Source organism: Streptomyces sp. NBC_01471, from assembly GCF_041438865.1.
In the GTDB taxonomy this organism is placed as follows: Bacteria; Actinomycetota; Actinomycetes; order Streptomycetales; family Streptomycetaceae; genus Streptomyces.
In genome coordinates, this window is the sequence record NZ_CP109450.1 from 1,212,725 (window position 1) to 1,236,898 (window position 24,174).

15 protein-coding genes are annotated in these 24,174 nt (G+C 68.4%); 3 read left to right on the forward strand and 12 right to left on the reverse strand.

The window, feature by feature from the left end:
• Window positions 1-13: 13 nt before the first annotated feature.
• A complete protein-coding gene (locus OG285_RS05335) occupies window positions 14-2,167 on the reverse strand; it encodes a hypothetical protein (RefSeq protein ID WP_356830364.1) in 2,154 nt (717 codons plus the stop codon).
• A 287-nt stretch (window positions 2,168-2,454) separates the two neighbouring features.
• A complete protein-coding gene (locus OG285_RS05340) occupies window positions 2,455-4,011 on the reverse strand; it encodes a hypothetical protein (RefSeq protein ID WP_371790301.1) in 1,557 nt (518 codons plus the stop codon).
• Between the two features lie 242 nt (window positions 4,012-4,253).
• Here OG285_RS05340 and OG285_RS05345 point away from each other — a divergent pair, with 242 nt between their 5' ends.
• Window positions 4,254-5,315: an LCP family protein gene (locus tag OG285_RS05345; protein ID WP_371790302.1), complete on the forward strand. Its 1,062-nt coding sequence runs from the start codon at window positions 4,254-4,256 to the stop codon at window positions 5,313-5,315.
• Between the two features lie 28 nt (window positions 5,316-5,343).
• Here OG285_RS05345 and OG285_RS05350 read toward each other — a convergent pair whose 3' ends face one another.
• The 10 genes from OG285_RS05350 to ngcE all read right to left on the reverse strand — a co-directional run bounded on the left by OG285_RS05350 (window position 5,344) and on the right by ngcE (window position 18,515).
• A complete protein-coding gene (locus tag OG285_RS05350; RefSeq protein WP_371790303.1) occupies window positions 5,344-6,390 on the reverse strand; it encodes a hypothetical protein in 1,047 nt (348 codons plus the stop codon).
• Window positions 6,391-6,500: 110 nt separating this feature from the next.
• A complete protein-coding gene (locus OG285_RS05355) occupies window positions 6,501-7,976 on the reverse strand; it encodes an amino acid permease (protein ID WP_371790304.1) in 1,476 nt (491 codons plus the stop codon).
• 165 nt (window positions 7,977-8,141) lie between these two features.
• The gene (gene dxs, locus OG285_RS05360; protein ID WP_356830354.1) at window positions 8,142-10,064 is read right to left on the reverse strand and encodes a 1-deoxy-D-xylulose-5-phosphate synthase; all 1,923 of its coding nucleotides are present in this window, start codon (window positions 10,062-10,064) and stop codon (window positions 8,142-8,144) included.
• 188 nt (window positions 10,065-10,252) lie between these two features.
• A complete protein-coding gene (locus tag OG285_RS05365; protein ID WP_356830352.1) occupies window positions 10,253-11,548 on the reverse strand; it encodes a sugar ABC transporter permease in 1,296 nt (431 codons plus the stop codon).
• The gene (locus OG285_RS05370) at window positions 11,545-12,333 is read right to left on the reverse strand and encodes an ATP-binding cassette domain-containing protein (protein WP_356830350.1); all 789 of its coding nucleotides are present in this window, start codon (window positions 12,331-12,333) and stop codon (window positions 11,545-11,547) included. Before OG285_RS05370 ends, OG285_RS05365 begins: the two co-directional genes overlap by 4 nt.
• 161 nt (window positions 12,334-12,494) lie before the next feature.
• Window positions 12,495-13,604, reverse strand: a complete 1,110-nt coding sequence (locus OG285_RS05375; RefSeq protein ID WP_356830407.1) for a sugar ABC transporter substrate-binding protein — start codon at window positions 13,602-13,604, stop codon at window positions 12,495-12,497.
• 132 nt (window positions 13,605-13,736) lie between these two features.
• Entirely contained in the window at window positions 13,737-14,936 is a 1,200-nt protein-coding gene (locus OG285_RS05380; protein ID WP_356830348.1) for an ROK family transcriptional regulator, read from the reverse strand.
• Window positions 14,937-15,177: 241 nt separating this feature from the next.
• Window positions 15,178-16,095: a carbohydrate ABC transporter permease gene (locus OG285_RS05385; RefSeq protein WP_371790305.1), complete on the reverse strand. Its 918-nt coding sequence runs from the start codon at window positions 16,093-16,095 to the stop codon at window positions 15,178-15,180.
• A 1-nt stretch (window position 16,096) separates the two neighbouring features.
• Window positions 16,097-17,020 carry a carbohydrate ABC transporter permease gene (locus OG285_RS05390; RefSeq protein ID WP_371790306.1) on the reverse strand — a complete coding sequence of 308 codons (924 nt, stop codon included), beginning with the start codon at window positions 17,018-17,020 and terminating at the stop codon, window positions 16,097-16,099.
• 49 nt (window positions 17,021-17,069) lie between these two features.
• Window positions 17,070-18,515: an N-acetylglucosamine/diacetylchitobiose ABC transporter substrate-binding protein gene (ngcE, locus tag OG285_RS05395; protein WP_356830342.1), complete on the reverse strand. Its 1,446-nt coding sequence runs from the start codon at window positions 18,513-18,515 to the stop codon at window positions 17,070-17,072.
• Between the two features lie 471 nt (window positions 18,516-18,986).
• Between ngcE and OG285_RS05400 the strand changes: the two genes are divergently transcribed.
• Entirely contained in the window at window positions 18,987-22,811 is a 3,825-nt protein-coding gene (locus tag OG285_RS05400; protein ID WP_371790307.1) for a GH92 family glycosyl hydrolase, read from the forward strand.
• Window positions 22,812-22,969: 158 nt separating this feature from the next.
• A complete protein-coding gene (locus OG285_RS05405) occupies window positions 22,970-23,959 on the forward strand; it encodes an aldo/keto reductase (RefSeq protein WP_371790308.1) in 990 nt (329 codons plus the stop codon).
• Window positions 23,960-24,174 lie beyond the last annotated feature (215 nt).

The following is a 24,174-nucleotide window of genomic DNA, read 5'->3' on the forward strand; positions in this document are numbered from 1 at the left end:
CGCCTCCCACAGGTCAGAAGTACTGCTGCACCGATTCCTGCGGTCCGGGCTGCTGTCCGATCCATCCGCCGTGCGGGACGGGCACGGCGGAGTCCACCGGCTGGTGCGGTACCGCGGCGGTCCCCTGGGTGAACGGGTTGGCGAGGATCGGCTCCGCGCTGTCCCCGGCCGGGAATTCGGTGATGCCCGTCGCGAACAGCTGGTTCACCGCGTCGTTGAACCGGACCATGGAGTCCCCGTCGCCCAGCAGATAGCGCTTGAGGTGCTCCCGGTGCCCGGCAAGCCGGTCCCGGCCGCCGGAGCGCGCGGCGTCGACACAGACGGCGAGCTCCTCGCAGGACGGGCCGAGGATGTACGCGGCGGACGCCGCCGGGTTCAGCTGCTTGAAGAGCTCGGGGTCCGAGTCGGACGGGTTCGAGACGGCGTACGGCTTCTCGCTCGCCACGAAGTCGGACACCACGCTGGAGATGTCGCTGATCAGCATGTCCGCTTCGTTGAAGCAGCTGTAGAGGGACGGCAGTTGCCCGGTGACCACCTGGTGGCGCTCACTGCCGCCCGCGGCCCAGAAGGTCTCGTGCCACTCGGCCTGCAACTCCTCCCAGGTCTCCTTCGGCGGCCGGGCGAGCATGGACCTGTCCTTGTGCCAGAGGCCGTATACCCCCACCACGGTCCATGCCTTCAGCCTGGCCATCCGGGCCTCCAGACCGGCCAGCTGCTTGTCGCCGTCCGCCTGTGAGGCGCGGGAACCCCGGCCGTCCCTGGTGCGGTCGCGCTTGGCGTTGTCGGCTTCGAGCAGCGCCATGATGCGCCGGTGCACCCGGGTCGCGTCGGCGGACCGCTTGCCGGTCAACGGGTGCGGCTTGTAGAGGATCCGGACCGGTTCCTCCTGGTTCAGCAGCATCCGGATGAGCTTCTCGCCCATCAGGGTGAGCGAGGTGTGGAACGGGTCGGCCGTCCATCCCTCCCAGGTGGGGGCGTACAGCACGGTGGTCATCCGGCCGGCCGGGCGGGCCGAGACCGACTCGACCGCGCTGAGCTGCGGGCGGCCCACCGGCACGAGGGCGGAACCGGGGATGGTGCCGCGCAGCCGCTGGTAGCGGTCCTCGCCGCCGCGGCCCGCCGTCCATATCTGGTCGTAGACCTTGCTCACCCGGTTGCTGCTGGCCAGCTTGTCGCTGTCGCCGTGTCCGATGAAGACGTGCTTGGCCTCGGCCACCCGCAGCATGTGGACGTTCTTGCCCGCGTTCGCCGGATAGAGGATCACCCGGACCTCGGGCAGCTCCAGCAGGCTGAGGTCGTCGGCCTTGGGGAGGCAGACGACCGGCAGCGAGGTGTACGCGAGGAAGCGCAGCGTGGTGACCTCGCGCAGCACGATCAACGGCCGCCTGCCGAGCCGGGAGAGGGTCTCCAGCCACATGTTGACCTGGTAGGCGGAGTCCCGTGCGCCGGCCGCGTAGGTGAAGTAGAGGACGACCTCGGGGCGGTACTTGGCGACCTGCTTGTTCAGGATGCGGAAGGTGCGCTCGTGGCTGGGCACCCGGCGGCACTGCCTGATGGTCGGCAGCAGGATCAGCATGCCGAGGACCGCGACGGTCACCGCCAGCGCGCCGCCGAGGACGCTGAAGCCGATGATGTGGGTGGCGCGGGAGGCGATGGCGCCGACGATGATCGCGCTGTCCAGGTGGAGCAGCTTGCGCTCGTAGGACCGGAAGGCGATCGGAGACGGCGGCTCCGGCATGTTCAGGGCGCTGAGATCGAGGTTGCGCACGCGTACCGGGAGGGCACGGCGGCGCTTGATGAACATGCAGAGGAACGTGTAGAGCAGGCGCAGCGAGTGCACGGCGGCGAAGCCGAGGAAGACCACCGTGAAGATGTCCCGGTCGTCCCCGCTGGTGTCCCGCAGCAGCACCAGCACGCCGAGTTCCCGGGTCAGGACCCGGATGCTGAGGCCCCACTTGAGCTTGCCGAGGAAGCGGATCAGATCGGGTTCGACGCGGTGCAGATAGAAGTCGGTCGCGTAGCTGAGGACCAGGGCCGCCGCGAAGGCCCAGAGGAAGCCGAAGACGCCGGAGACCAGCATCCCGAGGTAACTCGCCAGCAGCAGGAACAGCACAAGGACGTTCTTGCCCTTGGCTATTTCGGCATGGCGGATCAGTGCGGCTATCAATCTGGTCCCTTTCTCGTCGTCGAACGCACACCCTGACCCGCGTCTCCCCCCAGGGCGTACGTGCGCGACGGAACGCGGACGCACAAGCGGCACCACAGTGACGGCAAGGCTTCAGCAGACCAACCCGAAACGTTAACCTGAGCTTTACCTGACGTCAGAATAGTACCCGCAAAAGGGTTACGGACAAGTCGCCAGTACGTTACGTACAGGCAGGTCCCAGCCGTCTCGGCGAGCTGCCGGAGGCGCCCGGGGCAGGGGCCCGACGGGACCTTTCGTCCGGAAAGGCCCTAGGCCCAGGGGCCGAGGTCAAGAGCCTGTCCGCCGGGCATCCGGCGGGTGACGGCGAGCCGGGCGTCGGCCCCCAGCGCGGCGATCGTGAGACGGCCGCGGCCGTCCCGGACGACGGCGGGCGGCACCAGACACCACTGCTCCGTACCCGACCACCACACACCGGAATCGGGCCGTCCGTCAACGTGGAAACCGACCAGGCAGTGCCCGTACGGATCGGTGGTGACCAGCACGGTGCAGGCCCAGCCGCCGATGTCGACTCCGGTCGCCCCGGTGACCCTCCCCATCGCCTCGGAGCTGAGAAGCGCCACGGGGCCCGGGGCGTTCCACTGCCACTGGCAGAGCTCGCCGGTCCCCGCGTACCGGTAGCGCAGTGCGCCGCTCTCGGGCGCGGGCGCCAGGCTGTCCGCGGCGGCGTGGACGCCTGGGCCGGTGTCCTCGGCCCAGGCGCCGTCGCGCCCCGTCCTGCTCCAGCGCGCCGTCCCGGGGACGTCCCGCAGGCGGGCGAACAGCTCCACCCTGCCGTCCGGCACGCGGAGGGCCACCAGCTCGTCCGCGGTCCTGGTGCCGCGCAGATGCTGCCAGGACGACCACGATCCGTTGGACTTCTCGTGGCGGGTGTTCACCGTGTGCTCGTCGTTGCGGAGGAAGACATGGAGCGTTCCGTCGTCGTCGAACGCGGCCACGGGGAAGCCGACATGGCGGCCCCGCTCCGGTTCGGCGCGGTGCGGATTGCCCAGCGAGTGCCACGGCCCGGCCGGGCGCCCCGTCTGGTACTGCGTCGCGCACACGACGTCCACGGTGACCGCGCCGCCGGGGCCCTCGGTACGCCGCAGACCGATGAGCCGTACGTAGCCGTCCGGCCCCTGGACCACGGTCAGGCCGGGCAACAGGCCTGGCGCGTCCAGCCGTTCGGGTCCGGACCAGCGGCCGGCCACGCTCTCGGTCCAGCGGAGCACCGCCCCGGCCGTCGGCAGATAGGCGGAGAGGCGGCCGTCGTTCCCCCTGATCAGCCAGGTGCCGGGCAGCGCGTACCGGGGGCGCAGGCCCGTGCCGGTAGCGTCGGTGAGCGCCGGGTCACGGCAGTCGACGAGGAGCGGCTGCCCGCTCTCGCGCTGGTAGGCGTCGGCGGCCCGGAGAGCGGCGGACGCGGCAGCGGTACGGCGCCGCTCGGCACCGGGGTCGGCTGCGGGACCCCCGGAGGGTGCGTCGGGCCCCGTGGTGATGACCAGCGCCGGTCGCAGGGTGCGGAGTTCGGCCAGGACGGCCTGCGCGGCGTCGTCGCGCGACGCGAGGACGCGCGGCTCGCCCCGGACCCGGCGGCCCTGCCGTGCGGAGTCGGACGCGGCCCGCTCGAACGCCTGCCGCTCCTGCGGTCCGCCGCTCTCCAGGCAGACCACGGTGACCTCGCCCGGCCCGCCCGCGCCCGCGAGCAGGACGGCCGCTTCGGCGGGCGTGGCCGCTACGAGCAGGGCGGCGCCCGCCTCCCGCCGGGCTCCGGCCTGCGGTTCACGCCGCCCGTACGCCTCGGCACGGGGTCCCGTTGATGCCACCATCGCGCTGTCGCTCCCTTCCGCCGCGGAGCCCGCGGTTCCCGCCTTGTGCCGCACACCAGCACGATAGACGCACACAAGACGCACACAATTGCCTATATGCTCTGGTGCCAATCCAAACCGGCGGCAACGACGCCCCCCTTTTTTCCGCGCTGTCGCACTCGACCGACCGCCAGTCCCCCCATGCCAGGCGCGGTCGTCACTCCGCACGAAGCCGATTACCGGGATCAGAGGACAACTACGGCATGACTCAGGCCACCACCACCCCGCCCCACTCGCGCAAGGCCCCCCGGCAGCGCCGTCGCGGGCTCCGCATCGTTCTGCTCGTACTCCTGGTGCTGCTGCTCGCCGCGGGCGGAACCGCATGGTGGCTGTACAGCAACCTGAACGGCAACATCAAGGGCGTCGACATCAACAAGTCGCTCGGCAGCGACCGTCCGGAGAAGCTGCCGACCGCGGGACAGAACCTGCTGGTCCTCGGGTCCGACTCACGCTCCGGGGAGAACGGGAAGATAGCGGGCGGCGACGTCAGCGGCGCCCGCTCCGACACCGCGCTGGTGATCCATGTGCCCGAGGGGCGCAGCAGGGCGACCGCAGTCAGCATCCCCCGCGACACCCTCGTGACCCGCCCCGAGTGCGCCAAGTCGGACGGCTCGTCGGTGCCGTCCGCGAACCGGGTCATGTTCAACTCCGTCTACTCGCAGGTCGGTCCGGCCTGTGTGGTGAAGACCGTGGAGCAGATGTCCCACGTACGGATCGACCACTACATGGAGGTCGACTTCGCCGGGTTCAAGGGCCTTGTGGACGCGATAGGCGGCGTGACCGTAGATGTCCCGCAGGACATTCACGACGGCGCCAGCGGCCTCAACCTCAAGGCGGGCCCGCAGAAGCTGAACGGCACCCAGTCGCTGGAGTTCGTACGGACCAGGCACGGCATTGGCGACGGCAGCGACTTGGGCCGGATCGGGCTCCAGCAGCAGTTCCTGCTGGACCTCCTGAGCGAGGTGCAGAAGCAGGACATGCTGAGCAGCCCCACCAAGACGTACAAGATCGCCCGCTCCGCGACCAAGTCGCTGACCACCGACTCCGATCTGGCGTCGCTGACCAAGCTGGCGGAGTTCGCCCGCAGCATGAAGGGCGTCAACCCGGACACCATGGAGACGATCATGCTCCCGGTGGCGTACGACAAGGTCGACCCCAACCGGGTGGTGGCGGCCGAGCCGCAGGCCACCCAGTTGTGGAAGGCCATCCGCACGGACTCCGAGGTCCCCGCGTCGGCCAAGAAGTCCCCGGCACACGGCGGTTGACCGGCCCGGCCCGGACCCGGCCCGATGTTCAGGCCCGGGTCCAGGCCGCCAGTGCGAGGCCCGGTTCCGCCTTCTGCCGGGCCACCCGCAGGGTGCCGTCCTCGGCGATGGCCGCGAGCACCACCCGCCCCGCCGCGTCCACGGCCAGCGCGGGCGCGCCGAGTGAGGGCTCGCCGGTCTCCGTCCACCACAGGCCGTCCGCCTCACCCTCGGTGGGGCAGGCGGCGATGGCCGGGCGGCCGCTCCTGGCGCGGTGGGCGACGACCGTGCAGTCGTAACCCTCTATGGAGGTGCGCAGCGCCGCCACCGGACCGCCGTCCGGCATGCCGCCCAGCACCAGGGTGCCGGTGCCCGTGCGGTGCGCGGTCACCCCGTCGCCGCCCGGGGCGCAGCCGTAGTACGTGACACGGCCGTCCGCGGTGCACAGGCCGGTGACGGATCCGGCGGCGGCCGTGGCGGTGAACGGTTCCGCTTCGGTGAGGTCGCCGCCGGGCTCGCCCTGGCACCAGCGCGACAACTGCTTCTCGGAGGGGGCCAGCAGCTCGACCCGGTCGCCGACCGCGACCGCCGCCGGCATCGCGTCGAGGAGGTGACGGCCCTTCAGGTCCTTCCACCCCTCCCACTTGCCGGACTTGCCCTGCCTGCGCATGCTGACGCCGCCGCCCGCGTTCCGTACGAAGACGTGGACCCGGCCGTCGGCGCCGACCGCGGCCGCCGGGGCCCCGACCTTGCGTGCCCGGTCCTCGTCCTTGTACGGGTTGCCGAGTGAGTGCCAGGGGCCGAAGGGCCGGCCTGTCTGGTACTGCGTCGTATGCGTCAGCTCGACGCCCCGGGCGGTGGTGCGCCGGGTGACCAGATGGATATAGGAGTCGGGGCCCTGGGCCAGGGTGGCGTGAGTGAGACCGGGGGCCTCGATGAACTGCGGCCCCGTCCAGTCGGGCCCGCCGGGCCGCTGTTCGGTCCAGCGGAGCAGACCGCCGTCCGCCGGGGCGTACGCGCTGAGGCCGGCGTCCTTGCCCCGCAGCAGCCAGCAGCTCGTGGCCGGGCCTGCGGCCTGTGCGGAACGCGACGACATGGCTGGCTGCCAGCCTTCCCTCAACCGGTCATACGGTACCGCTGAGAATAACATTCCGGCTGGTGGGAGCGGTGGGTGCCCGGGCCGGCGAGGCCCGGGCACCGGCCCGGTTACTGCTCCGCGCGCTCGGCCATCCGGCTGTGCTTGCGCCCGTACCAGACGTACACGACGCCGCCGATGACCATCCAGATGCCGAACCTGATCCAGGTCTCGGCCGGCAGGTTCAGCATCAGCCAGAACGAGGCCAGCGCCGAGACGACCGGCACCAGCGGGACGAGCGGGGTCCGGAAGGCGCGCGGGAGATCCGGGCGCTTCCGGCGCAGGATGATGACTCCGACGGCCACCAGGATGAACGCGAACAGCGTCCCGATGTTGACCAGTTCGGCCAGTTCGCTGATCGAGGTGAAGCCCGCCACCAGTGCCACGATCAGACCGAGCAGGATCGTGGAGCGGTAGGGAGTACCGAACTTGGGGTGCACCCGCGAGAAGACCTTGGGCAGCAGCCCGTCGCGGCTCATGGCGAAGAAGACCCGGCTCTGGCCGAGCAGCAGGATCATACAGACGGAGGTGAGGCCGACGGCCGCGCCGAAGCTGATCACGCCCGCCCAGAAGGGGTGTCCGACCGACTTGAACGCGTCGGCGAGCGGGGCGTCCGTGGACAGCTGGGTGTACTTCTGCATCCCGGTGACGACGATCGAGACCGCCACGTACAGCACGGTGCAGATCGCCAGCGAGCCGAGGATGCCGCGCGGCACGTCGCGCTGCGGGTTGCGGGTCTCCTCGGCCGCCGTGGCGACGATGTCGAAGCCGATGAAGGCGAAGAACACGACGGCGGCCGCGGTGAAGATACCCATCACACCGAAGGAGCCGGGCGTGAACCCGAAGAGCTGGACGAGCGGGGCGCTGAGGCTGCTGCTGCCCGAGCCCTGCACCTTGTGCGGGATGAAGGGGTGGTAGTTCGATCCGGTGATGTAGAACGCGCCCACGATGATCACCAGCAGGACGACGGTGACCTTCACCGCCACGATGACCGTCGTCACGCGCGAGGAGAGCTTCATCCCCAGCACCAGGATCCCGGTCAGCACCAGGACCAGGACGGCAGCCAGCAGGTCGAAGCCGAACTTGCCGTTCTGCGTCCCGGAGAGGGCCTGCGGCATGCCGATCCCGGCCGTGTCCATCAGCGAACGCACGTACCCGGACCAGCCGACCGCCACCACCGCACAGCCCAGGGCGAGTTCGAGGATGAGGTCCCAGCCGATGATCCAGGCCGGCAGCTCGCCGAGTGACGCGTACGAGAAGGTGTAGGCGGAGCCGGCGACGGGCACCGTCGACGCGAACTCGGCGTAGCAGAGCGCCGCGAGGGCGCAGACGACACCGGCCACCACGAAGGCCAGGGCCACGGAAGGACCGGCGGTCTGCTTGGCGATCAGACCGGTCAGGACGAAGATCCCGGTACCGATGACGACCCCGATACCGAAGACCGTCAGATCCAGTGAGGACAGGGATTTCTTGAGTGCGTGCTCCGGTTCCTCCGTGTCCCGAATCGACTGCTCCACGGATTTCGTCCGGAAGAGACTGCTGCTCACGGGTATACCTCCACGCTTGTAGTCCTCGCCATGATTGGAGCGCGGGAGCCCCATGTATACCCCTCGGCGAGGACCTTTCACACGAATGAGCCGACGGGACCACCCGTACAGGTAGGCCCATCGGCTCGTCCGGTGCCGCGCGGCCGCGCGCGGGCGTGGTGCGGGTCAGTCGCGGGCGGGCTCCGCCGACGCGGCCGACGGGCTCTCGTACCGGCCGTCGATCTTCGCCACCAGGCCGGTGACCTGGCGTGCGATGTCCGGGGCGGTCAGCCCGATCTCGGCCATGACCTGCTTGCGCGACGCGTGGTCGAGGAAGCGCGGCGGGATTCCGAAGTCCCGCAGCGGTACGTCGACCCCGGCGTCGCGCAGTGCCTGGGCGACCGCCGAACCGACGCCCCCCGCACGGCTGTTGTCCTCGACGGTGACGACCACCCGGTGCTGCTCGGCGAGCGGGGCGAGCGCCTCGTCGACGGGCTTGACCCAGCGCGGGTCGACCACGGTGGTGGAGATGCCCTGCTTGTTGAGCAACTCGGCGATCTCCAGGCACATCGGGGCGAGCGCGCCGACGGAGACGAGCAGGACGTCCGGCGTGCCGGTGCCCGCCTCGCGCAGCACGTCCATCCCGCCGACCCGGCCCACGGCGGGGACGGCGGGGCCGACCACGCCCTTCGAGTAGCGCACGACGGTCGGCGCGTCCTCCACCTGGACGGCCTCACGCAGCTGGGCGCGCACCTGCTCGGCGTCGCGCGGAGCGGCGATACGCAGCGTCGGGACGCACTGGAGAATGGACATGTCCCACATGCCGTTGTGCGAGGCGCCGTCGTCGCCGGTGACCCCGGCCCGGTCCAGTACGAAGGTGACACCGCACTTGTGCAGGGCCACATCCATCAGGAGCTGGTCGAAGGCGCGGTTGAGGAAGGTCGCGTAGACCGCGAAGACGGGGTGCAGCCCGCCCGTCGCGAGACCGGCGGCGGAGACCGCGGCGTGCTGCTCGGCGATCCCGACGTCGTACACCCGGCCGGGGAACTCCTTCGCGAACTTGGTCAGGCCGACCGGCTGGAGCATGGCCGCCGTGATGGCGACGATGTCCTCGCGCTCCCGGCCGAGCTTGACCATCTCGTCGCCGAAGACCGAGGTCCAGCTGGCTGCGGCGGCCTTGATCGGCAGGCCGGTGTCCGGGTGGATGGGGCCGATGCCGTGGAAGTGGTCGGCCTCGTCCTGCTCGGCGGGCTGGTAGCCGCGGCCCTTCTCGGTGAGGCAGTGCACGATGACGGGTCCGCCGAAGCCCTTGGCGCGCTCCAGGGCGGACTCCAGGGCCTCGATGTCGTGGCCGTCGATCGGGCCGACGTACTTCAGGCCGAGGTCCTCGAACATGCCCTGCGGGGCGATGAAGTCCTTGAGGCCCTTCTTCGCGCCGTGCAGGGTCTCGTACAGCGGCTTGCCGACGACCGGCGTACGCCCCAGGAGGTCCTTGCCGCGGGCCAGGAAACGCTCGTAACCGTCGGTCGTGCGGAGTGTGGCGAGGTGGTTGGCCATCCCGCCGATGGTCGGCGCGTAGGAGCGCTCGTTGTCGTTCACGACGATCACGAGCGGGCGGTCCTTGGCGTCGGCGATGTTGTTCAGCGCCTCCCAGGCCATCCCGCCGGTGAGCGCGCCGTCACCGATCACGGCGACGACGTGGTCGTCCTTCTTGAGTACCTGATTGGCCTTGGCGAGGCCGTCGGCCCAGCCCAGCACCGTCGAGGCGTGCGAGTTCTCGATGACGTCGTGGTCGGACTCGGCGCGCGACGGGTAGCCCGAGAGGCCCCCCTTGGTCCGCAGCATCCCGAAGTCCTGGCGGCCGGTGAGGAGCTTGTGCACGTAGCTCTGGTGACCGGTGTCGAAGAGCACCCGGTCCTTCGGTGAGTCGAAGACGCGGTGCAGGGCGATGGTCAGCTCGACGACACCCAGATTCGGGCCGAGATGGCCACCGGTCTTGGACACGGCGTCGACGAGGAAGGTCCGGATCTCCCCCGCCAGCTGTTCCAGCTGCTCCGGGCCCAGCCTGTCCAGATCGCGCGGTCCCCTGATGCGGGTCAGCAGCGGCACCCGTGCCTCCTTGCGTTCGAACTGTGATCGAGCTTTGCCGGGTCTGTCGAGTCTAATGTTCCATCCGGGACGATCGTCATCGGGCGGTGCGTCGTACGTCACCCGTTCGGCGTACCCGGGACGCACGGGAGCCCGGCGCGGGAGTCTCCCGGCCGGGCGTCCGATGTGCGGTTCCTGACCGCGCGTGGTCAGGCGCGGCCCGCGGACTTCTGGGTCTTGCGGGTCACGGCGTCGATCACGACCGTGGCGAGCAGGACACCACCGGTGATCATGTACTGGATGGGCGAGGCGATGCCCTGCAGCGACAGGCCGTACTGGATCGAGACGATCACGAGTACGCCGAGCAGCGCGTTCCAGGTGCGGCCGCGGCCGCCGAAGAGGCTGGTGCCGCCGATGACGGCCGCCGCGATGGCGTTCATCAGCAGGTCACCGCTGCCTGCGCCCTGGTTGGCGGTGGCGATCTTGGAGGCCAGGAACAGGCCGCCGACGGCGGCGAACGTACCGGCGACGGAGAAGACGGAGACCCGGATCAGCGTGACGTTGATACCGGCCCTGCGGGACGCCTCGACACTGCCGCCGAGCGCGAAGACCTTACGGCCGTACGTGGTGCGGCGGAGCAGGAAGTCCGTGCCGACCAGCACCACCAGGAAGATCAGGACCGCGAGCGGCAGACCCTTGTACTGGTTGTACATGTACGCGACGGCGAAGCCCACGACCGCCAGCACGGCGGTGCGCAGCACGATCTCGCTGAGCGGCCGGGAGGGCACACCCGCGGCCTCACGGCGCCGGGCGTCGAGGAACGAGGTGAGGAAGAAGACCACCACACCGAGCAGGGCGAAGCCATAGGCCACCGCGACATCGGAGAAGTAGTAGCCGGTGATGTTGGCGATCGGACCGTCGTCCGGCAGGTTGATCGTTCCGTTGTCGCCGAGGATCTGGAGCATGAAGCCGTTCCAGAACAGCAGACCGGCCAGGGTCACGGCGAACGCCGGAACACCGATGCGGGCGAAGAAGAACCCGTGGATCGCGCCGGCGACCGTACCGGTGAGGATCGAGAGCACCAGGGCCAGCCACTGGTTCATCCCGTGTGTGACGTTCAGCACGGCGAAGGCGGCTCCGGCGACACCGCTGACCGAGCCGACCGAGAGGTCGATCTCGCCGAGCAGCAGGACGAAGACGATACCGACCGCGATCATGCCCGTACCGACCATGGTGACGGAGATGTCGGTCAGGTTGCCCGCGGTGAGGAAGCGCGAGTTCACGCTCTGGAAGATCGCGGCGATGACGATCAGGCCGACGATCACCGGGATGGAGCCGAGCTCGCCCGCGCGTATCTTGCGCCGGAACTCGGACAGGTAACCGGCGAAGCCCTGCTCGCGCACGAGCAGCCGGGGGTCGACCGCGGTCACCGCTTCGGCGGCCGGGGCCGGGGCGTCCACCACGCCGGGCGCGGCATCCGTGGCGGAGGTCTTGTCGATGCTCACTTCTGAACCTCCACACCGCGCGACGCACGACGGGTCACAGCGTTGTCCGTGGCGCCGGTGATGGCGGCGATGATCTCTTCCTGCGAGGTGCTCTTCACGTCGAAGACACCGTTGTTGCGGCCGAGCCTGAGCACCGCGACCTTGTCGGCCACGGCCTTGACGTCGGCCATGTTGTGGCTGATGAGCAGGACCGCGTGGCCGCGCTCACGGAGCCGCTCGACGAGGTCGAGCACCTGCGCGGTCTGCTCGACGCCGAGGGCCGCCGTCGGCTCGTCGAGGATGACGAGCTGGGGCTCACCGAGCATGGAACGTGCGATGGCCACGGTCTGGCGCTGACCGCCGGAGAGCGAGGCGATCGGGATGCGCACACTGGGGATGCGGATCGAGAGCGTGGTCAGCAACTCGCGGGAGCGGCGCTCCATCTCGACCTCGTCGAGGATGCCGCGCTTGCGCAGCTCCCGGCCGAGGTAGAGGTTGCCGACGACATCGATGTTGTCGCAGAGCGAGAGGTCCTGGTACACCGTCGCGATGCCCAGGTTCTGCGCGTCGTGCGGCTTGTTGATCTGTACTGCCTTGCCTTCCCACTCGATGACACCGTCATCGATGGGGTGCACGCCTGCGATCGTTTTGACCAGCGTGGACTTTCCGGCTCCGTTGTCGCCGACCAGGGCGAGCACTTCACCGCCGTAGGCCTCAAGCTCCACATCGGTGAGCGCCTGGACGGCACCGAATCGCTTGGAGACCCCACGCAACGCCAGCACGGGCGTAGCGGACACTTGAACCATCTCCTTCGCCGCCTGACCGGCGGGGATACCGCGCTGTCATGAGAGCGCGGTGGCTGAGCGGGGTGTACCGTCCGACGCCCCGCCCCGGTAGCGGGACAGTTGAGGGGGCGGGGCGCCGGACGGGCTTCAGTGATGCGTGATTCCCTTGCGGGGCAGGGGAATTACTTCAGACCGATCTTGTCGCACGCGGCCTTGTAGGCCGGGGTGCAGATGTCGCTGACCGTGTAGATGCCGTCCTTGATGACGGTGTCCTTGATGTTGGCCTTGGTCAGGGAGTAGACCGGGAAGATCACCGAGGGGATGTTCTTCTCGCTGGCGCTGTCGACCTTGGTCTTGACGATCGAGTCGAGCTTCTGGCCCTTGGCGAGCGCCACAGCCATCTCGGCCGCGACCGGGCCCTCGCGCAGGTACGGCTTGTAGACGCTCATGTACTGCGAACCGGCCACGATGCGCTGCACACCGGCGAGTTCCGCGTCCTGGCCGGTGACCGGCGGGATCGGGTTGACGCCTGCGGACTTGAGGGCGGTGATGACACCGCCCGCCATGCCGTCGTTGGCGGAGAGGACGCCGATGACGTTCTTCTTGCCGATGGCGGTGATCGCGCCCTCCATGTTGGAGTTGGCGTTCTCCGGCTTCCACTCCTTGGTGTCGTACTCCTTGCCGATGTTCACCTTGCCGTCGAGGACGGAGTGAGCGCCCTTCTTGTAGTCGGCGGCGTTCGGGTCGGTGGAGGAGCCGTTCATCATGACGATCTTGCCGGACTTGGCCTTGGAGCCGAGCGCCTTCAGCAGGGCGGTGCCCTGCGTCTTGCCGACGGTCTGGTTGTCGAAGGAGACGTACGAGTCGATCGGGCCCTCGGCGAGACGGTCGAAGGCGACGACCGGGATACCGGCGTCCTTGGCCTTCTTGACCGAGGAGGCTATCGACTTGGCGTCCACGGCGTCCACGATGATGGCGTCCACCTGGTTGGTGACCATCGTGTCCATCTGCTGGCTCTGCGTGTCGGCCTGCTGCTTGGCGTTGACGTAGGTCAGCTTGCCCTTGCCGTGCGTCAGGTCCTTGACCTTCTTCTCGATCAGGGGCTTGTCGAACTTCTCGTACCGGGCGGTCTGGTTCTCCGGCAGGAGCAGACCGATGTTGAGGGCATCGCCCTTCTTGGCGGAGTTCGAGGACGCCTTGTCCTTGCTCCCGCCGGAGTCCTTGGCGCTGCCACAGGCGGCGAGAGAGACAGCCATCGCGGTGGCGGCCACGGCCACGGCGGCACGACGCATCTGCGTATTCACTTCAGAAACCTCCCTGACGAGGCCGCGACGTTGCGGCCGAGGTGCCTGGAGTCAACTCGGCCGCCAGGCCAGCGTCAAGGAGTAAATCCTTAACGAGATGGCAACGGTGTCATTCGTTATCTAAGTGAAGGCAGGAGTGCCGGTAGGCAGTGCCGCGTCCAAAAGACTTGAATCGCCCATTTCACTGAGCACCAGGGCCAGCGCGCCCAGCACCTCGGCCCGGCCGCCGAGCGCCCCGGGAAGCACCGAAAGCTGCCGTGCCGCACTGGGGATCGCGTACCTGCCGACCGACTCCCGGATGGGGCCGAGCACCAGTTCACCGGCCTCGGCGAGGTCCCCTCCCAGCACCACCCGGGTGGGGTTCAGGAGGTTGCAGAGGTTGGCCACGCCGCTGCCGATGTGCCGTCCGACGTCCGCGATCACCCGGCGGCAGCCCGGATCGCCCCCGCGGGCGAGCTGGACGACCCGCTCGATGGTCAGACCGGTGCCGTGGCTGGACTCCAGCAGGGGCAGGACGTACCGGGCCGCCGTGAAGGTCTCCAGACACCCCCGGTTGCCGCAGCGGCACACAGGGCCCGACTCGTCGAGCGTGATGTGCCCGATCTCGCCCGCCGTGCCGCCGGGGCCGCGGTAGATCTGCCCGTCGATCACCAGGCCGGCCCCCACGCCGCTGGCGACCTTGATGTAGGCGAGGTCCCGGACCCCGCGCCCGCTCCCCCAGACCAGCTCGCCGAGCGCGCCCAGGTTGGCGTCGTTGTCGACGTACACCGGCACCCCGAGCCGGGACGCGAGCTCGTCGCTCGGGTTGATGCCGGACCACCCCGGCAGGATCGACGTGGAGCCGAGAGTCCCCGATTCGACATCGATCGGGCCCGGCACTCCGAGCCCCACGCCGACGACCTTGTCGGCGCCGATACCGGTGGCCTCGATCAGCCGGTTGACCAGCTCCTCGGCCCGGCCGAAGCCCTCCGCGGACGAGGCGTCCACGTCGAGCGGTTCCGACTCCTCGGCGAGCACCTGGTGGGCGAGGTTCCCCACCGCCACCCGCAGGTGCGTATGTCCGAAATCGACGCCGATCACGATGCCCGCGGACCCGCTGAGCGAGACGCTGCGGGCCCGGCGGCCGCCGGCCGATGTCGGGGTGACCTCGACCGTGCCGCCCTCTTTCAGTTCGCGAACGATATTGGAGACCGTGGCTGCCGAGAGCCCCGTGCTGCGGGCGATCTCCGCCTGAGTGAGCGAGCCCGCCATACGCACCGCGCGTACGACCCGCTCGAGGTTGGCCCGGTGCAGAGATGTCTGCGACCCCGGAGTCTCCATCGACTCATCCACTCCTGCCACTGGCGGACGGCACGACGGCCGCCCCCGCGCGGGGCGCGTGTCCTGAACCCCGCCCTATCTCCAACATGTGAACCCTCAGCTGACCCTTTGGCGCTCTCTCCCGTCAAGACCTTGAGCAAGGGCAGACACGGATGAGCAGGCGATCCCCGGCGTGAAACGGACGAACCGCCCGACAGCGGCTGCCGTCGGGCGGTTCGTACGGAGAACGGGGGGCGAAGTCCTACTTCAGCGCTCCCGCGGTCAGACCCGCGACGACCTGCCGCTGGAAGATGATGTACGCCGCGAGGACCGGCAGCATCGCCATCACCAGACCGGCGAAGAGACCGGAGTAGTCGCCCTTGTAGCCCTGGCTGGTGGCCAGTTCGACCAGCCCCTGGGCCAGCACCCGCTGCTTCGGGTCGGTGTTCAGCACCGTGGGCAGCAGGTACTGGTTCCACTGGCCCAGGAAGTTGAAGATACCGACGCTGATCAGGCCGGGCTTGGCCATCGGCAGCATCACCTGGAAGAAGGTCCGGGTGTGCGACGCGCCGTCGAGCGTCGCCGCCTCCGCCACTTCTCCCGGCAGCGTCCGGAAGAAGGAGGTGAGGAAGAAGACGGTGAACGGCAGTGAGTAGGCGATGTAGACCAGGACCAGGCCCTGCGTCGTGTTCAGCAGGCTCATGTTGTTCATGACGAAGAACAACGGCACCAGCGCCAGGATGATCGGGAAGCTCATCCCTCCGACGAACAGGAAGTAGATGAACCTGTTCCCGGGGAAGTCGAAGCGCGCCAGGACATAGGCCGCCATGGAGCCGAGCAGCAGCGTGCCGATGAGCGAACAGCCGACGACCACGATGGTGTGCCCGAAGTACTGGCCCATGTGCGCCTGGCCCCAGGCGCGGGACCAGTTCTCGAAGTGCAGCCGGTCCGGGAGCTTCCACGGCTTGGCGAGGATGTCGTGGTCGTTCTTGAACGAGGACATCACCGCCCACAGCAGCGGTACGACGACCAGGACCGCCCAGATGATGAGCACGCCGTGCGAGAAGACGTTGAGGGTGCCGCCCTCGCTCCTCTTCGCCGGGGGCGCGGCGGGCTTGGCCGGCGGCGCGGGCTCGTGCTCCTCGGTGAGCTCGGCCGGAGGGGTGTCAGTGGTCTTCATCTCAGAACTCCAGCCGCTCGCGCCGGCCCAGTCGCATCACGATGGCGGCGAACACCATGGTGAGCACGAGGAGGGCGACGCCGATCGTTGTCGCGTATCCGGCCTGCCCGTCACGGAACGCCGTCTGGTAGACGAACAGCGGCAGCACGGTGGTCGATTGGGCGGGCCCGCCCGGACCCACACTCATGATGTTCACCGCGGCGAACGCCTCGGCGCCGAGGGACAGGATGCCCATGTACACCCAGCCCGACTGCACGGTGTCCCAGAGCAGCGGAAGGGTGATCCGGAAGAAGGTCGTGACCCGGCTCGCACCGTCCAGCAGCGCCGCTTCGTAGAAGTCCTTCGGGATGGACGCCATACCGGCGGAGAAGAGCACCACGAAGAAGCCGACCTGGGACCAGACCAGGACCGCGAAGATGCACCAGAGGGCGAGCTTCGGATCGCCGAGCCAGTCCGGCTGGATGCTGTCGAGATGGACCGCGCTCAGGGATCCGTTGAGGATGCCCCCGTCGGGGTTGTAGATGAACCTGAAGAGCAGGGCGACGATCGCGATCGACAGCACCTGCGGGAAGAAGTACGCGATCTTGTAGAACCCCGAGCCGCGTACGCCCGCGATGGCGGCGCCCTTACGGCGGCGGCCGCCGACATTCAGCATGAAGGCGAAGAACAGCGCGAGGCCGAGCGTCACCAGCGGCAGCAACAGCACGAAAAGGACGCTGTGTTCCAGTGACTTCCAGAAGGTGGAGTCGTGGAGCATCCGGCTGTAGTTGTCGAAGCCGACCATCTTGAAGTCCGGGCTCAGGCCGGTCCAGTCGGTGAACGAGTAATAGATCGACTGAATGAACGGCCATATGACGAAGACTGCGTACAACGCCAGTGGGAGTATCAAGAACCCCACAATGAACCGGTACTTACCTTGTTGCATGGTTACCGACCCCGATCTTCCGGCGGGTGCCGCCGCTGGTGACGCTTGCTCACTGGTGCTTGTAGTGCGTGATCGACGAGTCCTTGGCCGCCGCGTCCGCGTACTGCTGACACTTCTTGATGGCCTCGGCCGGGGTCATACGGCCGGCCATCATCTCGCCGAGGACGGAGACGCCGATCTGCTCCTTCTGGAGCTTCACGTACCAGTCCTGGAGCCGCGGGTTGAGGACGTTGTCGCCCGCCGCCTTCAGCGTCTCCTGGGCCGACTTGAGGCCCGGCGTCAGCGCCAGACCGTCGGTGCCGCCGTTGAAGGCGGACAGCGACTTCACCTTCGAGGTGAAGGTCTTGGACGAGGCCTCGCTGAGCATGATGCGCAGCTGGTCCATGCCCGCCTGCGGGTTCTTCGCGTTCCGCGGGACGATGAAGGGCTCACCGCCGCCGGCCCAGAGGGTCCCGTACGGCAGCTTGTCGGAGGAGTCCAGGCTGGACGGCGCGCCGACCCTCATCTCGAAGTCCTTGGGCGTGGTCTTCGCCGACTCGTTCTCCACCCAGGAACCGTTCGGAATGAAGAGTGCCTTGCCCGCGGTCCATGCCGTCTGCGACTGGATGTGGTCGATGCCGGGCGTGCCCTTGAGGATGTAGCCCTTCTTGAAGAGCTCGTAGTAGGCATCGAACCCCGCCTTGACCGCGGGGTGCTTCCAGGCGTTCGGCGCCAGGTCGTCGATGTCGTCGAGGACCTTGCGGCCGCCGATCTTGCCGATGAAGGGGAAGAGCGAGAACGGCAGGTAGTACGGGTACTTGCCCGCGTACGTCCAGCCGGCGATGCCCTTCTTCTTCGCCTTCGCGCAGACGGCGAGCATGTCGTCCCAGGTCTTGGGGTACTCGACGCCGAGCTTGTCCAGGTTGGTCTGCGAGTACCACACGCCGTAGACGGTGTACGCGTAGTTCATGATGTAGCAGGGCTTGCCGTCGTACTGGCCCATCTCCACGATGCCCGCGCGCAGGGTGTCCCTGACCTTCTTGGCCGGGTCGTCGACGGACGGCGCGTCCAGCAGCGGCGTGAGGTCGGTCAGCTGCTTCTTGCCGACCAGGACGCCCATGTCCATCTGCTCGGCGCCCGAGTTGTCGATCAGGTCCGGCGGGGTGCCGCCGTTGAAGCGCGGCTGCAGCTCCGACTGGATCTTCTGCGTGGACGAGAAGTGGACCTTCGACTTCGGGTGCGCCTTCGAGTAGAGCGCGTTCGCGGCCTTGGCGTAGTCGGTGCCGAAGCCGCCGTCGAAGATGACCATGTCGAGCGGGGCGGTCTCGTTCACACCCAGCGGGTTGCCGGCCGTCACCTTCCCCTTCTTGACCTGCTTGTCGCCGCTGTCGTCGCTGCTCGCGCAGGCGGAGAGAAAACTCATCGTCGGAACGGCGATCAGGCCGAGAGCGGCAGACCGCTTGATCAGATCACGACGGCCGAGGCCCTCATTGGTGCGGGCGGAGGTGGATCCCATGCTCAAGTCCTCGCCTTCTACAGGACTCAGGCGGTGTACCGGTCGCCCGTTGAGAATTCGCCTCAGGCGAAGGGCCCCGCCACCGCGTTCAGTTGACGCTGGGGTTGCACTGGCTGCAGGAGGGAAAGCTGGGAATACGGCCGGGCTGCCGTGAAGCCCCCGCCCCGATCCCCGCCCCCCTGGCCCGCCGCCAAAGACACGGCTAGGCGGACGTCGACAGGTATAGTCCACTTCCCTTCGACTGGGCAAGATCGAATGCAGGTTTGAACGTCAGTCTTTCCCGAGTTGAGACCTCACAGACATCTGGTGCACTCCGCCCACCGGGTGACACCGTCGCATGAGAGCGCGTCCAATTCTTCCGCCCGCGCGTCGTCAACGCCCTTGACTCAGATGTCACTTACCTTCCTACTGGACCTTGCGCGTCAGCGTGACAACGTTGTCCTAAGCGCTTAGGTGAGAGGAAAGACCCTCATGCAGACCAGACCTCGGCACAGGGCCGGCCCGGCCGCCGCCCTGGTGGCGGCCGCTTTTGTGCTCGTCGTGACGGGGCAGGGCGCCGCCGTCGCCCAACCCGCGCAACCCCATGTAGGGGACAAGGGGTTCAGCTCCTCGTTCGAAGCGGACCAACCACAGCCGGACTGGCGCAATACCGTGGAAGTGGGCCCGGACGGCCATAAACGCTCCTCCGGTATCGATGGCACCATCAATGCGGGAATACCAGGCAATGTCACGGACCACGTCGTCTCGCTGCGCGCCAGTGACGAGAACGCCGGAAGCGGTGAGGGCAAGGGAAGCCTCATCGACATCAACCCGGACACCAAGTGGCTGGCCTTCCATCCCACCGCATGGGTGGAGTTCGATCTCGACGAAGCGGTCAAGCTCACGACGTACGCGATGACGTCCGCCAACGATCATGCCGAGCGCGACCCGAAGGACTGGACCCTCCAGGGCTCCACCGACGGCAAGGACTGGAAGACCCTCAGCACCCAGCAGGGCCAGGACTTCGACAAGCGGTTGCAGACCAGGTCGTACGAGATCGCGGGCGCGGACACCGCGTACGCGCACTACCGCCTCGACATCACCGCCAACCACGGCGCCGCGGACGCGGTGCAGCTGGCCGATGTCCAGTTCTCGGACGGCGACACGAGCACGCCCCCGCCCTCCGACATGGTCACCCGGGAGGACAGCGGACCCACCTCGTCACCGACCGCCAAGACCGGCGCCGGCTTCACCGGCACCAGGTCGCTGCGGTACGAGGGCACGCAGAAGGGCACGGGCCGCGCGTACTCGTACAACAAGGTCTTCGACGTCAATACCCGGATCAGCCGGAACACCGAGCTGTCGTACAAGCTCTTTCCGGAGATGGGCAAGACCGATCTGAACTATCCGTCCACCGATGTGGCGGTCGACCTGGCCTTCACGGACGGCACCTATCTGAGCGACCTGAAGGCCACCGACTCCAACGGCGGGCTGCTGACCCCACAGGGCCAGGGGGCCGCCATGCGGCTGTACGTCAACCAGTGGAACGCCGTATCGGCGGACATCGGGACGGTCGCCGCGGGCAAGACCGTCGACCGGATCCTGGTGGCGTACGACTCGCCCAAGGGCCCGGCGACGTTCCGGGGCTGGATCGACGACATCTCGCTGGCGGCCAAGAAGGCGGAGAAGCCGTCCGCGCACCTCTCGGACTACGCCCTCACCACCCGGGGCACCAATTCGAGCGGCTCCTTCTCGCGCGGCAACAACTTCCCGGCGACCGCCGTGCCCAATGGCTTCAACTTCTGGACACCGGTCACGGACGCGGGCTCGACCAGCTGGCTCTACAACTACGCGAGCGGCAACAACGCCGACAACCTGCCCACGCTCCAGGCCTTCAGCGCCAGCCACGAGCCGAGCCCCTGGATGGGCGACCGGCAGACCTTCCAGGTGATGCCGTCGGTGGCCTCCGGAACCCCGGACGCCTCCCGGACCAAGCGCGCCCTCCCCTTCAAGCACGAGAACGAGGTCGCGAAGCCCGACTACTACGGGGTCACCTTCGAGAACGGCCTCAAGGCGGAGATGACGCCGACCGACCACGCGGCGATGATGCGCTTCACCTACCCCGGTGACAACGCGAGCATGATCTTCGACAACATCTCCAACGACGGCGGCCTCACGCTGGACCCGAGGACCGGCACCTTCAGCGGCTACTCGGACGTCAAGAGCGGCGGCTCCACCGGCGCGACCCGGATGTTCGTGTACGGCGTCGCCGACACCCCGGTCACCGCGAGTTCGAAGCTCACCGGCGGGGGCGGCGACAACGTCACCGGCTACATGCGCTTCAAGCCGGGCAAGAACCGTACGGTCACCCTGCGCATGGCCACCTCGCTCATCGGCGTGGCCCAGGCGAAGTCCAACCTCGCGCAGGAACTGCCCGCGTCGTCGACCTTCGCGGGGACCGAGGCGAAGGCCCGCTCCCAGTGGGACAAGATCCTCGGCAAGATCGAGGTACAGGGCGCCACGCACGACCAGCTGACCTCGCTCTACTCGTCCCTGTACCGGCTGTACCTGTACCCCAACTCGGGTTCGGAGAAGGTCGGCTCGAAGACGAAGTACGCGAGCCCCTTCTCGGCCAAGGCCGGTGACAACACGCCGACGCACACCGGCGCCAAGGTCGTGGACGGTTCGGTCTACGTCAACAACGGCTTCTGGGACACCTACCGGACGACCTGGCCGGCGTACTCCTTCCTCACTCCGAAGAAGGCGGGAAAGCTGGTCGACGGCTTCGTCCAGCAGTACAAGGACGGCGGCTGGATCTCCCGCTGGTCCTCCCCCGGCTACTCCGACCTGATGACCGGCACCAGTTCGGACGTGGCGTTCGCGGACGCCTACGTCAAGGGTGTGAAGTTCGACGCGAAGGCGGCGTACGAGGCGGCCCTGAAGAACGCCACCGTCGTCCCGCCCAGCTCGGGCGTCGGCCGCAAGGGCATGGACACCTCGCCCTTCACGGGCTACGCGTCCACCGCGACCAACGAGGGCATGTCGTGGTCGATGGAGGGCTACGTCAACGACTACGGCATCGCGCAGATGGGCAAGGCGCTCTACAAGAAGACCCACGAGGCCCGCTACAAGGAGGAGTCGGAGTACTTCCTCAACCGGGCGCAGAACTACGTCAAGCTCTTCGACCCCGAGGTCGGCTTCTTCCAGGGCAGGACGCCGGACGGCGGCTGGCGGCTCCCGGCGGACAAGTACGACCCCCGGGTCTGGGGCTACGACTACACCGAGACCGACGGCTGGGGGTACGCCTTCACCGCTCCGCAGGACTCGCGCGGTCTGGCCAACCTCTACGGCGGCCAGGCGGGTCTGGCGAAGAAACTGGACACCTACTTCTCGACGCCGGAGACCGCGGGGCCCGAGTACACCGGCTCGTACGGCGGTGTCATCCACGAGATGACCGAGGCGCGCGACGTGCGGATGGGCCAGTACGGGCACAGCAACCAGGTGGCGCACCACGTCACCTACATGTACGACGCGGCGGGCCAGCCGTGGAAGGCGCAGGAGAAGATCCGCGAGGTCCTCGGCCGGCTGTACACCGGCAGTGACATCGGGCAGGGCTACCACGGCGACGAGGACAACGGCGAGCAGTCGGCCTGGTACATCTTCTCCTCGCTCGGCTTCTACCCCCTGGTGATGGGCAGCGGCGAATTCGCCGTCGGCTCACCGCAGTTCACCAAGGCCACCGTCCACCTGGACAACGGCAGGGACCTGGTGGTCAAGGCTCCGCAGAACAGCACGGAGAACATCTACGTGCAGGGCCTCAAGGTGAACGGCAAGGCCTGGAACTCCACCGCGCTGCCGAACGACGTACTGCAGCACGGTGGCACCCTGGACTTCGCCATGGGACCGCGGCCGTCGAAGTGGGGTACCGGGAAGAAGGCGGCGCCGGTCTCGATCGCCAAGGACGACAAGGTGCCGTCCCCGCGCGAGGACGCGACCAGCGGTACCGGTGCGCTCTTCGACAACACCTCGAAGACGGATGCCTCGTTCACCTCGGCCGGCCTCCCCGTGAAGTCGGCGACCCGGGCCGTCCAGTACACCCTCACTTCGTCGGACAAGGCCAAGGCTCCGACCGGGTGGAAGCTGGAGGGGTCCGCCGACGGTACGAAGTGGACCACGCTGGACAAGCGCTCGGGTGAGTCATTCGCCTACGACAAGCAGACGAGGGTCTTCTCCGTGGACCACCCGGGCACGTACAAGCAGTACCGCCTGGTGAGCACCGGGACGGCGACCCTCGCGGAGGTGGAGCTGCTCTCCTGATCCTGGTCAGCCGGTGACCGGCCGGACGGAGTGAACCGCGGGGCGGGACCGGGACTTCCGGGCCCGCCCCGCGGCCCGTACCGAGCCGCTTCCGCTGTCCGCCGCACCGGAGGAAGGCGCTTGACCTGGAGTGCGCTCCAGCACCTACGGTCAGCGGTATGAACTCCACGCTTCCCCTCCGCCGTCTCGGCGAACTGACCGTCTCCGCCCAGGGCCTCGGCTGCATGGGGATGAGCCACGGCTACGGCTCATCGGACGACGACCAGTCGATCGCGACCATCCACCGCGCCCTCGAACTGGGTGTCACGCTGCTCGACACCTCGGACTTCTACGGCGCGGGCCACAACGAGGAGCTGATCGGCCGGGCGCTGGCGGGGCGCCGCGAACAGGCCGTGGTGGCAACGAAGTTCGGCTTCGCCAACCGGCTGGGTGAGACGACCGACATCCGGGGCGACGCCGCGTTCGTACGGCAGGCCTGCGAAGCGTCGCTGCGCAGGCTCGGCACCGACCACATCGACCTCTACTACCTGCACCGGGTCGACCAGAACGTCCCCATCGAGGAGACGGTCGGTGCGATGGCCGAGCTGGTCACAGCGGGCAAGGTCCGCCATCTGGGACTCTCCGAGGCGAGCGCGCAGACCCTCCGGCGGGCCCACGCGGTGCATCCGATCGCCGCGCTGCAGAGCGAGTGGTCGCTCTGGACCAGGGACCTGGAGCAGGAGATCGCACCGGTCTGCCGTGAGCTCGGAATCGGCCTGGTGCCGTTCTCGCCGCTCGGCCGCGGCTTCCTCACCGGCCGGTACACCTCACTGGACGGCCTGCCGGAGACCGACCTGCGCCGCAGTCAGCCCCGCTTCACCGACGGCAACCTGGAGCAGAACCTCGCCATCGTGGACCGGCTCAACGAGCTGGCCGGGGCGCGCGGTGTGACGGCCGGTCAGCTCGCGCTGGCCTGGGTGCAGCACCGGGGATCCGACGTGGTGCCGATTCCGGGGACGCGCAGGGAGAAGTACCTGGAGGAGAACGTCGCGGCGGCGACCCTGGAGCTGTCGGCCGACGAACTCGCGGCGATCGACGCCGCGGCCCCCGCCGGGTCGGTCGCGGGCACCCGGTACGACCAGCGCAACCTGGGCTTCGTCAACCGTTGAGCCGGGCGCCGGAGCCTTTTAGTCCCATACAGAACAAATGAAGAACGGCTGCCGCCCGCGGGCGCCGAGGACGTCACCGGACCGGTACGCCCTCGGCGCCCGCAGCCATGACCACGCCCATGGCCACACCCATGGAGCATTCGTGATCGCAGTAGTTGTCGCGCAGAGTTCCCGGCCGTTCATGGGAGGGCTCTGGAAACATCCGCGCCGATGCC

Bases quoted from the DNA above. Each gene is read 5' to 3' on its own strand.
- OG285_RS05340 (WP_371790301.1), bottom strand. From the start codon at position 4,011: ATGGTGGCATCAACGGGACCCCGTGCCGAGGCGTACGGGCGGCGTGAA.
- OG285_RS05345 (WP_371790302.1), top strand. From the start codon at position 4,254: ATGACTCAGGCCACCACCACCCCGCCCCACTCGCGCAAGGCCCCCCGG.
- OG285_RS05350 (WP_371790303.1), bottom strand. From the start codon at position 6,390: ATGTCGTCGCGTTCCGCACAGGCCGCAGGCCCGGCCACGAGCTGCTGG.
- OG285_RS05370 (WP_356830350.1), bottom strand. From the start codon at position 12,333: ATGGTTCAAGTGTCCGCTACGCCCGTGCTGGCGTTGCGTGGGGTCTCC.
- OG285_RS05375 (WP_356830407.1), bottom strand. From the start codon at position 13,604: ATGCGTCGTGCCGCCGTGGCCGTGGCCGCCACCGCGATGGCTGTCTCT.
- OG285_RS05380 (WP_356830348.1), bottom strand. From the start codon at position 14,936: ATGGAGACTCCGGGGTCGCAGACATCTCTGCACCGGGCCAACCTCGAG.
- OG285_RS05385 (WP_371790305.1), bottom strand. From the start codon at position 16,095: ATGAAGACCACTGACACCCCTCCGGCCGAGCTCACCGAGGAGCACGAG.
- OG285_RS05390 (WP_371790306.1), bottom strand. From the start codon at position 17,020: ATGCAACAAGGTAAGTACCGGTTCATTGTGGGGTTCTTGATACTCCCA.
- ngcE (WP_356830342.1), bottom strand. From the start codon at position 18,515: ATGGGATCCACCTCCGCCCGCACCAATGAGGGCCTCGGCCGTCGTGAT.
- OG285_RS05400 (WP_371790307.1), top strand. From the start codon at position 18,987: ATGCAGACCAGACCTCGGCACAGGGCCGGCCCGGCCGCCGCCCTGGTG.
- OG285_RS05405 (WP_371790308.1), top strand. From the start codon at position 22,970: ATGAACTCCACGCTTCCCCTCCGCCGTCTCGGCGAACTGACCGTCTCC.